General features: G+C 67.9%; 11 protein-coding genes. 3 read left to right on the forward strand and 8 right to left on the reverse strand.

Going from position 1 to position 14,602, the window contains the following annotated elements:
• Positions 1–379: 379 nt before the first annotated feature.
• On the reverse strand, positions 380–2,377 hold the full coding sequence (locus BTO32_RS04685; protein WP_175618638.1) for a TonB-dependent receptor domain-containing protein: 1,998 nt from the start codon (positions 2,375–2,377) through the stop codon (positions 380–382).
• A 133-nt stretch (positions 2,378–2,510) separates the two neighbouring features.
• On the opposite strand from BTO32_RS04685, the gene BTO32_RS04690 reads away from it, so the two are divergent.
• The 3 genes from BTO32_RS04690 to BTO32_RS04700 all read left to right on the forward strand — a co-directional run bounded on the left by BTO32_RS04690 (position 2,511) and on the right by BTO32_RS04700 (position 6,653).
• A complete protein-coding gene (locus BTO32_RS04690; protein ID WP_076723304.1) occupies positions 2,511–3,788 on the forward strand; it encodes a sensor histidine kinase in 1,278 nt (425 codons plus the stop codon).
• Positions 3,785–4,318, forward strand: a complete 534-nt coding sequence (locus tag BTO32_RS04695) for a response regulator transcription factor (RefSeq protein ID WP_076723305.1) — start codon at positions 3,785–3,787, stop codon at positions 4,316–4,318. Before BTO32_RS04690 ends, BTO32_RS04695 begins: the two co-directional genes overlap by 4 nt.
• 208 nt (positions 4,319–4,526) lie before the next feature.
• The gene (locus tag BTO32_RS04700) at positions 4,527–6,653 is read left to right on the forward strand and encodes a putative bifunctional diguanylate cyclase/phosphodiesterase (RefSeq protein WP_076723306.1); all 2,127 of its coding nucleotides are present in this window, start codon (positions 4,527–4,529) and stop codon (positions 6,651–6,653) included.
• Positions 6,654–6,671: 18 nt separating this feature from the next.
• On the opposite strand, the gene BTO32_RS04705 is transcribed toward BTO32_RS04700, so the two are convergent.
• The 7 genes from BTO32_RS04705 to BTO32_RS04735 all read right to left on the reverse strand — a co-directional run bounded on the left by BTO32_RS04705 (position 6,672) and on the right by BTO32_RS04735 (position 14,451).
• The gene (locus BTO32_RS04705) at positions 6,672–7,334 is read right to left on the reverse strand and encodes an energy-coupling factor ABC transporter permease (RefSeq protein ID WP_076723307.1); all 663 of its coding nucleotides are present in this window, start codon (positions 7,332–7,334) and stop codon (positions 6,672–6,674) included.
• Positions 7,335–7,417: 83 nt separating this feature from the next.
• Positions 7,418–9,154: a SulP family inorganic anion transporter gene (locus BTO32_RS04710; RefSeq protein WP_076723308.1), complete on the reverse strand. Its 1,737-nt coding sequence runs from the start codon at positions 9,152–9,154 to the stop codon at positions 7,418–7,420.
• Positions 9,155–9,161: 7 nt separating this feature from the next.
• Positions 9,162–10,028, reverse strand: coding sequence for an MBL fold metallo-hydrolase (locus tag BTO32_RS04715; RefSeq protein WP_076723309.1), 867 nt, complete (start codon positions 10,026–10,028; stop codon positions 9,162–9,164).
• A 150-nt stretch (positions 10,029–10,178) separates the two neighbouring features.
• Positions 10,179–10,802 (reverse strand): tetratricopeptide repeat protein, encoded by a 624-nt coding sequence (locus tag BTO32_RS04720; RefSeq protein WP_076723310.1) that lies wholly within the window; start codon positions 10,800–10,802, stop codon positions 10,179–10,181.
• Positions 10,799–11,581 (reverse strand): SDR family oxidoreductase, encoded by a 783-nt coding sequence (locus tag BTO32_RS04725; RefSeq protein ID WP_076723311.1) that lies wholly within the window; start codon positions 11,579–11,581, stop codon positions 10,799–10,801. The genes BTO32_RS04720 and BTO32_RS04725 overlap by 4 nt, the downstream gene beginning before the upstream one ends.
• Complete coding sequence (locus BTO32_RS04730) at positions 11,568–13,760, reverse strand: AMP-binding protein (RefSeq protein ID WP_076723312.1); 2,193 nt, start codon at positions 13,758–13,760, stop codon at positions 11,568–11,570. Before BTO32_RS04730 ends, BTO32_RS04725 begins: the two co-directional genes overlap by 14 nt.
• Positions 13,744–14,451, reverse strand: a complete 708-nt coding sequence (locus BTO32_RS04735) for a thermostable hemolysin (RefSeq protein ID WP_076723313.1) — start codon at positions 14,449–14,451, stop codon at positions 13,744–13,746. The genes BTO32_RS04730 and BTO32_RS04735 overlap by 17 nt, the downstream gene beginning before the upstream one ends.
• Positions 14,452–14,602: the final 151 nt, after the last annotated feature.

Here is a 14,602-nt window from a genome sequence, read left to right on the forward strand (position 1 = left end):
ACGCCGAGGCGCTCACGCTGGAACGCATCTGGGTGGCGGAGTAAACGCGCGAGATCATGCAGAATCGCTTACTGAAAAAATCGGGATTCGGACGTTACGGATGCGAAGGAATGGAATCGGGATTCTGTTATGGGTGGCTGTCCTATTCGTGGCCGGCAATAACGCTTGGCGTGTCTACACCTCGGCCGCACCCGTTATGACCGCGTCGGTGTCGTCCGATGGCGCTTACGCCCTCACCGCCCACCGCGACCAGAAGCTGATCCTTTGGAGTCTGGCTCACCAGACACGAGAACCAAAAAAAGCCCCGCCCCCATGTGAGGGGCGCGGGGCCGAAGGTCGCCCGCCGGCTATGAGAAGCGGGCGACGCCCTTGGTACCGATTACCAGCGGGCGGTCAGCGCTACGCGCAGGGTGCGTCCCGGCTCGTTGACGCGGACCGCCTCGGGATTGAAGGGATCGGTGTTGGCCCGGCTGACGTGGGGAGCCCAGGCCTTGTCGAACAGGTTGTCGAGCGCCCAACCGAGGCTGAGGTTGCGCATCAGCGGATGGTTGCCGGACAGATTCAGCACGCCGTAGCCGGCCGAGGGCCCCGCGTCCAGGCCGGACACCGGATCGATCCGCTCCTGGCGGCGCGCTACCTGCCATTCCGCCTGTAGCGTATGACCTTGGGCCTGCCAGGCCAGGGTTTGCACGAACTGCACTGGCGGAATCTGCGGCAGCGCCGTGCCGTCGTCACGATTCTCGCCACGGACCGAGGCCAGCTTGGAGCGGGTGCTCCAGCGCCCGTTGTTCCATTGCAGGGCCGCTTCGACGCCCAGCAGGCGGGCGCTCACACTGCGGTAGCGCACCTGGTCCGAGGGGGTCTGGTCGCGCAGCACGAAGTCATCCACCCGGTCGACCCACAACGCCGGCCGCCACTGCCAGTTTCCGTCCTGTCCGGACAGAGCCAGCTCCAGCTTGTGGTGCTTCTCGGTGTCGAGGCCCGGGTTGCCGACCCAGCCGGTGCCGCGCACGATGTAGCGCTCGGTCACGCCTGGGGAGCGCACGCTGTGGGAGGCGGTCAGCTCCAGCGCCTGACGGTCGGAGAAACGCCAGTCGCCGCTCAGGAAGCCGCTGATGTTGTCGTCCACGGCATCCACGTCCGTCACGCCGTAGACGCTCTGGTACACCGAGGCCGGCGTCATCGGCATCGACGTCGGGTTCATCCGGAAACTGTCCCCGGCGCGGGTGGCGTCCATCTCCACCCGGTCGTAGCGCAGCCCGGCACCGAGGCGAAGGTTGACCCGGATACGGTGGAAGGCTTCCGCGAACAGGCCGACCCGGTCCCGCTCGACCCCGGGCCAAAGTAGCGAGGCCGTGTTGTCGAGGGCCATGCCGTTGTACATGGTGGCGTCCCAGTCGTTGCTTTCCACATCTACGCCCACGGCCAGATCCTTGGTGTAGCCGATGCTCTGGTCCAGGGTCAGCCGGGCGCCCCGGGTGCGGGTCTCGGAAGCGGTCAGCATTTTCATGGTGGCGTCACGCAGGCTGAAGTTGTCCATGACATGGTCGACATCCGCCTGCCAAGCCATCAGGTTCCAGCCGCCGTTGGCCACCGGCGCGCCGAGTTCCAGGCGGTACAGGTCGGTGTCGGTCTTCGGCGCGTCCATCCCGGCGCCGGCGTATTTCACGTCCCGCTCTTCCTGGCGGCTGGCCATGCCCTTGACGTAGAGGCCGCTGTCCGAAGTCCAGGCGCCGTCCAGCCGGCCCTCGGTGTTCTGGTAGGCGCTGCGCACGGTCTCGCCATCGCCGTCCTGGTAATCGTCCGCTTCGTCGTAACCGGCGGCCAGCCGCAGCCAGGCTTCGTCGCTGCCGACGGCGGCACTGCCGTTGACCAGCCAGCCGTCGCCATTGTCGGCGCCGCCGACGGTGAGGTGGCCGGTGCTGGCGCCGTCACCGAAGTCCGGCGCGGCGGTGGTGGCCACCACCTGGCCGCCGGCGATGGCGCCCCAGCGCAGGGTGCGGTTGCTGGTCCGCACCTCCAGCGCCGGCGGCAGGGCGGCACTGAGCCGGCTGGTGGGTGGGTCCATTCGGTTTGGGCAGGCGCCCTCGACCCGGATGCCGTCCAGCAGCACGTCCACCCGTTCCCGGCTCTGGCCCCGCACCACCGGCTCCAGGCCGCGCCCCCCCATCCGTGACAGCGACACCGCCGGATCCGCATCCAGCCGAGACACCGGCTCCGGCGTCAGGGCGGCTTCTGCCAGCCGTGCCGTTTCCGGGGATTGGCCTTCGGTTACCCGAATCAGGGGCGATGAGTCCAGGGTCTGGGCCTGGGCCGGCAGCGCGGCGGCACCGGCGACCATCAGTCCGATCACACGTGCCAGGGGCGTTTGGGTCATGGTTTCAAAGTCCTCGCCAGGGTCAATGCAACTTGGAAAATCGGTGTGGCGGCCATGATAGGGCCTGAACGCGGCGTTGGCTTGGGACACAATGCCGCACCCGAACAGGCCCTTCCATTGCTAGAATGCCGGCATGGAATGGTTGACTCACTCACAAGCCGGCTTTCGCCAGTCCGCCCGCTACCTGCTGTGGATGCGGGTGGCCATCATCGCCATCGCCCTGGTGGCGATGGCGATCGCCGAAACCATGGTGGCCCTACCCTACCGGGGCGAGGCGGTGCTGCTGTGCCTGGCCTACGGCGTGCTCTCGGTCTTGGCGTGGCTGTGGTTCATGCGCCGGCCGCCGGCCGCCCCGGTACCGGTCAGCGCCACCTTTCTGGCCGATCTGGCACTGATCGGCGGCTGGCTGTACCTGACCGGCGGCTACACCAATCCCCTAGTGTCGCTGCTGCTGTTGCCAATCGCGGTGGCCATCATTCTGGTGCCGGTCCGGCACAGCCTGGTGATCACGCTGGCCGGCATAGCCGTCTACACCGCGCTGATGCTCTGGCATGCCCCGATCGGCGCACAGGATCATCACCACGGCAACCTGGCGCAGCTGCACCTGGTGGGCATGTGGGCGACCTTCGCCCTGACCGCCGTGATCCTGCTGCTGGTGGCCGGCACCCTGGCACGGCGGCTGCGCCGCCAGCAGAGCCAGCTGGCGCGGTTTCGTGAGAACCGGCTGCGGGACGAGCAAATCATCGCCCTGGGCCTGTCCGCGGCGGCGGTGGCACACCGCCTGGGCACGCCCCTGAACACCCTGACCCTGTTGCTGGAGGAAGTCCGCGCCCAGCTGACCGCCCCCACCGGGCCAGACCGCGAAGCCGTGCGGGACGATCTGGACACCATGGAGCAGCAGCTGCGACTGTGCAGCGAGCATCTGCAACACCTCACCCGGGCGGCGGTGGAAGCCAAGGGCGCCCGCCGTGAAGTCCTGCCGGTGGCGCACTGGCTGGCGCGCCTGCGCGAGTCCGCCACCCTGCTGTGGCCGTCGGGCCCGATCCAGTGGCGACTGCCGTTTCCGGACACGCCGGTGGCGGTGGACGCCACCCTCGACCAGGCGGTGCTGAACCTGTTGGCGAACGCCCTGACCGCCAGCCCGGCGTGGGTCGGGGTCAGTGCCCGGGACACCGGCGACGGTCGGGTGGAAGTGGTGGTGGAAGATCAGGGGGACGGTCTGGAGGCGGCACTGCAGGGGGCACCGGGGGAGGAGGTGGTGGACTCCCGCAACGGCCTGGGTGTTGGCCTGTTCCTGTCCAACGCCACCATCCAGCGGCTGGGCGGCACCCTCAAGGCCCGCACCACCGGCCAGGGCACCACCATGGTGATCGACCTGCCCCGGGCCAGCGACACAGGAGCGCGAACGTGAGCGATGAGAGCCAGTGGCTGCTGATCGACGACGATGAATCCTTCCTGCGGGTGCTGCAGCGCTCGCTGGGGCGCCAGGGCGTCACCGCCCGGACCGCGAGCACGCCGGAACAAGCCCTGGAGGCCATCCGCCAGCCGGCCATCCGCCGCTGCGTGCTGGACCTGAACCTGGCCGGCGCCAGCGGCCTGCAGCTGTTGCCGGAACTGCGCGCCCGGCGCCCGGACCTGGAGGTGCTGGTGCTGACCGGTTACGGCAGCATCGCCACGGCGGTGGAAGCCATGCGGCGCGGCGCCGTGAACTACCTGTGCAAGCCGGTGACCGTGGCCCAGCTGCTGGCCGGCTTCGAACCCCTGGAAACACCCCCGGCCCTGCGTCCGGAACCACCCTCGGTGGAGGAGATGGAGTGGGAGCACATTCAGCGGGTGCTGAACGAACATCAGGGCAACATTTCCGCCACGGCCCGGGCCCTCAACATGCACCGGCGCACCCTTCAGCGCAAACTCCAGAAACACTCCCGCTGGCGCGGCTGACAATCGCCCGAAAAAATGATCTGGATCAATAAATTGCAATCAGGCGTCCGTGCACCGGCCGGACAGATCCGGTAGCATCGGTGGGCTCTCTGGCCCTCGAATCCCTGCCGGCACGCACGATGCCCGCATGAGTGCTACAGTCACAGAAGATACACAGGGAGGTGCGCTGGCCAGATGCCAGGACAATCAAGGGAGCCGAGCGAGCCACATGCCAAAACCGACGGATGCCGTAGCCCTTCCCCAGGGCATTGAAGCCAAACGTCTGGCCGTGATTGCCACCGCCACGCCCAACCTGGTGCTGCTCCTGGCCGCGGATGGCACCATCGAATGGGTCAATCCCAGCTTCGAAACCCAGTCCGGCTACCCGCTGTCGGAACTCCGGGGCCGCCGCCCCTGCGACAGGCTGTACGGCCCGGACACCGACCGGGACGCCCTGGCCAGAATCCAGCAACACCTGGATCAACGGCTGCCGGTGTCGGAAGACATCCTGCAGTACACCCGCCACGGCACCCCCTACTGGGTCCATGCCGTGTGCCTGCCCATCGGCGAGGCGCAGGGGCTGGCCCCCGGCTATGTCGTCATCCAGAACAACATCTCCGATCGCAAGCACAGCGAGCGCAGCCTGCGCATTGCCGCCAGCGTGTTCGATCGCAGCCACGAGGCGATCGTGATCACCGATCACAACAATCGCATTCTGGACGTCAACCCGGCCTTCTCCCGGATCACCGGCTACCGCCGCGACGAGGTGCTGGGGCTGGATCCGTCCATTCTCAGCTCGGGCCGCCACAGCGCCGCCTACTACCGGTCCATGTGGCAGGCAATCGAGAAGCACGACCATTGGCGCGGCGAAATCTGGAACCGGCGCAAGAACGGCGAGGAGTACGCCGAGCTGCTGTCCATCAGCCGGGTGCACCTGGATGAACCGGGGCAGTTCTACCACGTCGCCGCCTTTTCCGACATCACCGCCCTGAAGAACCACGCACGCGAACTCAACCGCGCCGCCAACTACGACGAACTCACCGGCCTGCCCAACCGCCAGCGGCTGGAAGAGCGCCTGCGCACGGCCCGGCGCCACGCCGAACGGCAGGGCCGGACCCTGTCCGTGTGCTATCTGGACATCGACGGTTTCAAGGCCTTCAACGACCGCATGGGACACGCCCTGGGTGACCAGGTGCTGCGGGTACTGGCCGACCGCCTGAGCCGGACCCTGCGCAGCGGCGACACCGTCGCCCGCATTGCCGGCGACGAGTTCGTGATCCTGCTCCAGAACGACCACGGCGAGGCCGTCTACCAGCGGATTCTGGCCACCATCAACGAGCCCATCGAGATCGGCAGCCAGAGCATCCGCCTGACCGCCAGCCTCGGCATCACCCATTTCCCCGAGGACGGCGCCGAGGTGGAGGGCCTGATCCGGCACGCCGACCAGGCCATGTATTCCGCCAAGGAAAAGGGACGCAACCAGTTCCACATGTTTGACCCCGGTCTGGACGAATGCCGCCGGCAGCGGCGCAACCAGCTGATGGAACTGTCCCGGGCCCTGGAGCACGGCGAGCTCGAACTCTTCTTCCAACCTCAGGTCCGGGTTTCGGACAACGCACTGATCGGGTTCGAGGCCCTGATCCGCTGGCGCCATCCGGAACGCGGCCTGCTGCTACCGCACCAGTTCCTGCCGGCGGTGGCCGACAGCCATCTGGAAACGCCCCTGGGACAGTGGGTGCTCAAGGAAGCCCTGCAGCAGCTCAACCTGTGGCGGGCGGCCGGGGAATCGCTCGGCGTCAGCATCAACATCAGCGTGCAGCACCTGCTGGACCGGAACTTCGTCCCGCATCTGGAGGATTACCTGCACAGCCACCCGGACGTCGACCCCGGCAGCATTACCCTGGAGGTTCTGGAAACCGCGGCGCTGAAGGATCTCAAGCGGGCCAGCGAGGTCCTGACCCGCTGCCAGGGGCTGGGACTGCAGGTGGCCCTGGACGACTTCGGCACCGGTTTTTCCTCCCTGACCTACCTGCGTACCCTGCCGGTGGACCTGATCAAGATCGACCAGAGCTTCGTCCTGAACATGCTCGACGACGCCAGCGACCGGGCCATTGTGGAAAGCGTGATTTTCCTGGCCCAGCGCTTCGCCCATCCGGTACTGGCCGAGGGCGTGGAAACCATGGAGCATGCGAGCGTGCTGCGGGAGATGGGCTGCAACCTGGTCCAGGGCTTCGGCATCGCTCGGCCCATGCCCGCCGCCGACACCCTGGCCTGGGCCCGTCAATGGCGCGGCCAGGCGCAGCGTCAGGGCGCCGGACGGCTCAGCCCGAGCCTGACCGGCGGCGAGGGGATCTGACCGGACCGAGCCGGCGCCCTAGGGCCGGTACCGGCGCGGATCCAGGGTGGTCAGCCGGTCGGGATGAAACACCATCAGACCGGTCACGAATGTGCCGTTGACAAACCCTTCCGGCAACATGAACAGGGGCAGGTAACGGATGTACTCGTCCACCAGCACATCCAGGGTATAAACACCGCCGCTCCAGAGCATCAGACACATCACCAAGCCGGCCGAGGCCACCGCCAGGGCCGCCCCGAAAAAGCCGCAGAAGAAGATATAGGCGAAGAAATTCCGGAAGTTGCGGTGGCGCTCCCACAGCATGATGCCGTGGCTCACCAGCGCCGGGACCATCACCGTCACCAAGCCGTTGGCGGCGAACATCAGCAGCGGCTCGCGGCCGGTCACCACGGTCAGCACCAGCGCCAGCAACCCGCTGAACACCGCCAACCCCCAGCCCAGCATCAGGGTGATCACGGTCATGCCGAAAATGTGAATGGCCAGGCCCGGCGAAATACCGGCCCGCAACTGCCACAGGAAACCCAGGGCCACGGCGGCCCCGTAGAACGAATGCTGCAGCGCGTCGTCCTTCCGGAACGCCCGCCAGTCCACGGCGCGCGCCGCCTGGATCAGGATCAGCACAAACAGGACAGCCGTGACCAGCCACTGGCTGCCCGATAGCAGGTTGTCTGTCATGCCCATGGCAACTTCCCCTCGGTCCTCAGCTCGGGCGAAGCCCCATGATACCGCCTACCCCCGTCCCCTGACCAAGCCGGGCCGGCGGACTAGGCGGTCCGGGCCAGGGCGGGCTGGCGTTCGGTGAGCGCCTGCCAGGCCTCGAAGGTGCTCAGGAACACCCGGCCGCTCAGGTGTGCCAGCAGCTCGGTGTCCCGCAGGCGGTCCATCACCGGCCCCTTCACCTCCGACAGGTGCAGACGCACGCCGGCGTCTTTCAGGCGCTCGTTGATGGCCTCCAGGCTCTCCAGTGCCGAGGCATCGATCAGATTGACCGCCGGGCACACCAGCACCAGGTCACGCAGTTCCCGTTCCCGGTTCACCAGATCCAGCACCGTTTCCTCCAGGAACCGGGCGTTGGCGAAATACAGGCTCTCGTCGACTCGCAGAAAGGTCACCTTCGGACACAACTCCACCTGATGCCGTAGCACGTTGCGGAAGTGCTCGGTGCCGGGCACCCGGCCCACCACCGCGCAGTGCGGCCGGCTGGTCCGATACAGGAACAGGCCGATGGACAGCGCCACGCCGGCGATGATGCCCGCCTCCACGCTGTGCAGCAGGGTCAGCAGGATGGTGGCCAGCATGGCGCCGAAATCCGCCTTGGAGTAGCGCCAGGTCCGCACCAGCGCCGGCAGGTCGATCAGCGACACCACCGCGACAATGATGGTGGCCGCCAGGGTGGCCTTGGGCAGGTAGGCAATGGCTGGCGTCACGAACACCGTTGCCAGGGCGATCCCCACCGCGGTGAAGGCGCCGGCGGCCGGGGTTTCGGCGCCGGCGTCAAAGTTGACCACGGAACGGGAGAACCCGCCGGTCACCGGCATACCGCCAGACAGCCCGGCGCCCAGATTGGCGGTGCCCAGACCGATCAGCTCCTGGTCCGGGTCGATCCGCTGCCGGCGCTTGGCGGCCAGGGTCTGCCCCACCGAGACCGACTCCACGAAGCCGACCACGCTGATCAGCAGCGCACCGACCGCCAGCTGCGACCACAGCCCCGGCTCCAGCGGCGGCAGGGTCAGCGATGGCAGGCCGGAGGGCACCTGGCCCACCAGGCGTACCCCCGCCTGCGCCAGGCCGAAAGCCCAGGCGACCCAGGTGGTGACCAGCACCGACAGGATCGGTGCCGTCTTGGTCAGGATGTCGGCCAGGCGCGCGCCCATGCCCAGGGCCATCAGCCAGGGTTTCAGGTAACGGCGCGCCCACAGCAGGAACAGCAGGGCCCCGGTGCCGATGGCCAGGGTGTGCAGGTTGGTGTGGGCGAGGTTGCGGGCCAGCGAGAGCAGGATATCCACGAGGTTGTGGCCGGACGCCTCGATCCCCAGCAGGTGCTTGAGCTGACTGGCGGCGATCACCAGACCGGAGGCGGTGATGAAGCCGGAGATCACCGGGTGGCTCAGGAAATTGGCCAGAAAGCCGAGCTTCAACACGCCCATCAGCGTCAGCATCAGTCCCGACATTACCGCCAGCAGCACCGCGCCGGCGACATAGGCGTCCGTGCCGGCTTCGGCGATCGGCGCCAGTGCCGCGGCGGTCATCAGCGAGGCCACCGCCACCGGGCCCACCGACAGCGTCCGGCTGGTCCCGAACACCGCGTAGATGGCCAGCGGCAAGATACTGGCGTACAACCCCACCTGGGCGGGCAACCCGGCCAGCAGCGCGTAGGCCAGCGATTGGGGGATCAGCATGACGGTGACGATCAGCGCGGCCACCAGATCGCTGGTGGCCTGATCGCGACCGTACCCGGGGGCCCACTGCAGGATGGGCAGGTACCGCTTGAGTCGATTCATGCCAGGCTCAGAACAGGTTGATCGGTACTTTCAGGTAGACCTGGCCGTTGTCCTCCGGCGGCGGCATGTGGCCGGCGCGCATGTTGACCTGGACCGACGGCAGGATCAGCCGCGGCATGTCCAGGGTCGCGTCCCGCTCGGTGCGCATGCGCACGAACTCGTCCTCGGTGATGCCGTCATGGACGTGCACATTGGACTCGCGCTGTTCCGCCACCGTGGTCTCGAACAGGTACTCGTCCCGGCCCGGTGCCTTGTAGTCGTGGCACATGAACAGGCGGGTCTCCGGCGGCAGGCTCAACACCTTGCGGATGGAACGGTACAGGGTGCGGGCATCGCCGCCGGGGAAATCACAGCGAGCGGTGCCGTAGTCCGGCATGAACAGGGTATCACCGACGAAGGCGGCGTCGCCAATCACGTAGGTCAGACAGGCGGGGGTGTGCCCCGGCGTGTGCAGGACCCGGCCTTCCAGGTTGCCGATCCGGAAGGTGTCGCCTTCCCGGAACAGGCGGTCAAACTGGCTGCCGTCCCGGGCGAACTCGGTGCCGGCGTTGAAGGCCTTGCCGAAGATCTCCTGGACATCGACGATGTGGGCCCCGATGCCGGTCCGGCCGCCCAGCTGCTCGTGCAGGTACGGCGCCGCGGACAGATGGTCGGCGTGGACATGGGTTTCCAGAATCCATTCCACCGACAGGCCGTTGTCCCGCACGTAGCGGATGATCTCATCGGCGGAGCGGACGTCGGTTCGGCCGGCGGCGTAGTCGAAGTCCAGAACCGAATCCACGATGGCACAGGACTGGCTGTCGGGATCGCGCACCACGTAACTGAAGGTGTTGGTGGGCTCGTCAAAAAAATGCTGGACGGCTGGCTGGCTCATGACATTCACCTCGGCTCTTGCGATATATCCATTTAAGTCTAAGGATATACCAAAGAGAAATATATGGTGAAATGTCAATTTTTCATATCAGGGCCGGTGCTGATACCCGGCCCCTCCGGGAAACCGCCGTCCGGGGCCGGTGACCCGCCCTTACTCCAGGCTCGCCAGCTTACGCCGGATCTCCTCGCGCCGGCCGGCGTCGGCCAAGGCCCGGCCCGGACGATCCGGGGCTTTGAGTGCCTTGCTCAGGTAGTCCCGGGCCCGCTCCGGCTCGCCCTGCTCGATCAGGAAATCGCCGTAGAAGTAGTTCGGATCAATGCCCTTAGGGTTGAGTTCCAGAGCCTTGCGCAGGTACTCCCGGGCCTTGTCGTCGTCCCCGAAGCCCAGGGGCCAGCCCGGCACTTGGTAGTAGAGACTGCCCAGGGAGGTGTAGGCGGAGCCGTCCAGTGCCGTGGCGTCCAGCTCCAGGGCCTGCTCCAAGGCTTGGCGGGCACGCTTGACCAAGCCCAGCGCTGCCAGCCCGCCCTTGGCTCCGGCATAGGTGCTCAGCACGATGCCCTGCCAGATTCTCGGCTCGGCCCGGTCCGGATAGGCTGCCACCAGCGTCTCGGCCTCCTTCGCCAGCGCCTCGAACGCCGATGCCCTGTCGCCCTCCGGCAGCCGGTACTGAATCTCGGCCCAGCGATGCTGGATCCGAGCCAAGTCCGTGCCCAGGTCTCCGGCCCAGGCCGGCGTGATCAGCAGCGCCAGCCAGACAACCAGCCATCGTGTCATGACGTCACCCCCGAATCGAGAAAGCGCCGGATCACCGGCAGTTGTTTCAGCAGAGCCCGGTCCACCAGGCACGGCAGCACTCCGTTGACCACCACGAACAGCTTCTCCGGCCAGCCCAGAAAACGGCGCCGGTCCCCCCGCGCCATGGCTCGAAGGATTTCCCGGGCCACCCGTTCCGGTGTGTCCATGGTATTGCCCAGTGCCCGGTTCAGGGCGGTCACCGGCTCCGGGTTCATGGCCGTGGCGGTGGCCCGGGGCGCGACATAGATCACCTGGACCGGCGTGTCGGCCAGCTCCCGCCGCAGCGCCTCGGTGAATCCCCGCAGGCCGAACTTGCTGGCGCAGTAGGCGGTGTAGCCCGGATAGCCGATGCTGCCGAAAGTGGAACCGACGAACACCAGGGTCCCGGCCCCCAGTCGCTGGAATCTGGGCCCGAAATGCCGGGCCACCAGCATCGCCGAGCGCAGGTTGACGTCCAGCTGGGCCGCCAGTGCCGCCAGCGGCAACGTGTCGTAAGCGGCGAACCGGTTCTGGCCGGCACAATGGATGACGCCGTCGATGCCCGGGTAGGCGCTGCTCAGGCGTTCCAGCTGGTCGGGCAGATCGTCACCCGCCAAATCCAGCTGCACGCTGGACAGCCCCGGCCGGTGCGGCACCCGCTCCGGCCTGCGGGCGGCGACGATCACCCGGGCACCGGCGGCCAGCAGCGGCTCGATCAGTGCCCGACCAATGCCGCCGGTACCGCCCAGCAGCAGGTATTCCCGGTCATGCAGCCTCATGGTTTGCCTCCCCGGCCCGTTGCGGCAGCGGGATGCTGTGCAGCATGTCGCCGTAGAGCCGGTACACCATGCGGGCGGCTTCGATGATCGCCTGCTGATCGTCCGGGTGTTCGATGCGATTCATCAGATTGCGGAAAAATTCGAAGTGCTCCTGATCCAGGGCGCCGTGCGAATACAGGTAGCTGAACGCCCGGTCCGGCAGTCCGAGCTGCTGCTGGATGGCCTGGCCGAGGGGCGTCGCCAGCTCGATGGAGGTGCCTTCGAGCACCTGCACCATGCCAAAGAACGCGACCGGGTTGCCGCGTTCGATCACGTCGTAGAGGTACGCCACCATCAGCTCGATGGCGACATGGGGGCGGCTGTGGCGCACAGCCTCTCGGTCCTCGCCGCAGGCAGCCAGGTCGTCGAGAATCCACTCGTGGTGGCCGTATTCTTCCTCGATGTACTCCACCAGCGCCTTGCGAACAAATTCCAGCCGTTCCGGCAGGCGGGCCCCGCAGGCCATCATCAGCGGCACCGTGTGCTTGACGTGGTGGAAGGCCTGGGTCAGAAACCAGGTGTAACTGTCCAGATGGAACCGCCCCTCGCGGATTGCGGTGATCACCGGAGCGCCCAGAACATGGGCCCGGGCCTCGGCGGTTTCGGTTTGCAGGCGATCAAAGAATGCCATGTGAGTGCCTCCTGGCGTGGGTGATGAGCAGGTCTGTGCGGCGTGGGCCGCCGCGTCGGTATTCAGGGGTGTCGCCTCGGCCAGCAGCGCTGGCAGATCCTGTCGGATGCGGTGGCGCACCGGCCGGCCGTTGGCGGTGAGGTAGCCATCGGCGGGGCTGAGCGGTCGCTGCCGGACAAACACCTGAGCCAGCCGGGCGTAGTCCGGCAAGGTGGCGTTGAGCCGGTTCAGAGCGGCCCGCAGCCGCTCGGGTGGCCACGGGCCGGTCAGTACCAGCAGCGCCGACAGCCGGGGTTCGCCATCGCCGAACACCACCGCTTGGCGGGCCCCCAGGGCCTGGGTCAGTTCACTTTCCAGCCACTCGGGGCTGACATTGCGACCGAAGCTGGTGATCAGCAGATGTTTGGCGCGTCCGTTGACCCGCAGGAAGCCGGCCTCGTCGTAGTCGCCGAGATCGCCGGTGTCCAGCGGTGTTTCCGGCGTCCCGGTCTGGCCGAGGTATCCCAGGAAAGCGTTGCCCCGCACCTGGATATGGCCCTTGTCATCCACCGTCACCCGGACATGGGACAACGGCTTGCCGACGGTGCCCGGACGGTCGTCGCCCGGTACGTTGAGGGCCACCACCGAACCGCACTCGGACAGGCCGTAACCCTCATACAGGGGCAATCCGGCGGCGCGCCCCCGGTGCAGCAGATCGGGCGACACCCGGCCACCGCCCACCGCCAGGAACCGGAACCCGCCGGTGTCGAGCGCCCCCTGCTCCGCCGCGGCCACCAGGGCCAGGGCCAGCTCTGGCACCAGGATCAGCGACTGCGGCCGGTGCCGGTTCAGGGCCGACACCATGCGCCCGGCCTCCAGGCCGCTGCTGCCGGTCATCCCCAGGGACCCCAGCGGCGCCACCGTGACCGTGGCGCCCATCAGCAGCGGCAGGTACACCCCAGCGACGTTTTCCAACAGCGTGGCCAGCGGCAGCAGGCACAGGTGCCGCCGCAGGGGGACGCCGGCCAGACGCGACTGCAGCGCCAGACTGGTGGCCGTCATCTGCGCCGCCGACAGACAGACACCCTTGGGGGTACCGGTACTGCCGGAGGTGAAGGTGATCTTGGCGGTCCCCGCCGGCAACCCGGAGCCAACCGGCGCCTCTGGCAGGGGGCGCCACCAGACGCCCTGGCCCAGCGGTTGCGCGCCCTCGGCCGGCTCGCTGTGGAGCATCGCCTCCAACCCCGCCTGCGCCGTCAGGTGCGCGACCTGGGCCGGGGAGAAGAACCCCGGCACCGGCACACAGACGACACCGGCCTGCAGGCAGGCCAGGTCCGCCAGCACCCAGGCCAGCGTGTTGTCGCCACACAGGCCCACCCGTTGTACCCCGGCCCGGCCCAGCGCCCGGGCCAGGCTGTCGATCGCCGCCGGCAGGTCGCCGTAACGGAGACCGCCCTCGGGGGAAACCAGCGCCGGCCGCTCCGGATGCCGCGCCGCGGCCTGGCGTATCCGCTCAAGCAGTGCAGCCATAACGCCCTCCCTCGCCGGCATAGCCGGCCGGCCCGGGTCCGGCTACCGGCCGCACCCGCTGCAACAGGCCGGTTCGGGCCAGGGCCGCCAGGCCCTCCGGCACCGACATCGCCATCACCACCGGCCGGTGCTCGTAGTAGCGCCCCCAGCCGCGGCCACCGTCGGGCAGGCGGGCGGGGTCGGCCGGGGCCAGCACCCGGGTGCCAATCCCGAGCCGGTCGAAACCGTTGCGCAGCTGACCGGTTCCGGTACAGACCACCCAGCGGTAACCCTCGGCGTCCAGCCAGACGGCCAGGGCCGCAAACAGGTAGCGGCTGACCCCGACCTCGACCCCCGCCAGGTGGGCGATCTCCGCCACCTGGCCGCGCTCCGGAGCGCCCGGCAGCCACTGTTCCACCGGCGCCGACAGATAGTCCTCCAGAAACAACCGCTCGCGACCGGCGTTGCGGAGTCCCACCGCCGCCAGCAGCGAGCCCTGGGCGGTGGTCAGGGTCAGCCATGCCGGTACCCGCAGCACCGGATCGGCACCGTAGGCCTGCCGGAACCGGCGCCGGACGAAGGCCGCGACGGCATCGGCGGTCCCGGAACCGGGGCCGACCCGGTTCAGCCAGCGTCCGGCACAGCGGACCAGCGGCACCGACTCGCCGGACCCCGGCGGACAACAGGTGGACATCACAAGCGGATCGGACATAACGGAACTCCAGCAACGGGGCCTCGCCCCAAGGGTACGGTTGCCAGAGTAGGGGGCGGGGCTTAACGCAGCCTTAAGGGCACCCGTGGAAAACCTTAAGCCAGCCTTAAGCTTCTCGGCCCCGGGGGCTTAAGGCTGGCTTAAGGAAGAC

Origin of the sequence: Marinobacter lutaoensis, from assembly GCF_001981305.1 — a bacterium.
Lineage (GTDB): Bacteria > Pseudomonadota > Gammaproteobacteria > Pseudomonadales > Oleiphilaceae > Marinobacter > Marinobacter lutaoensis.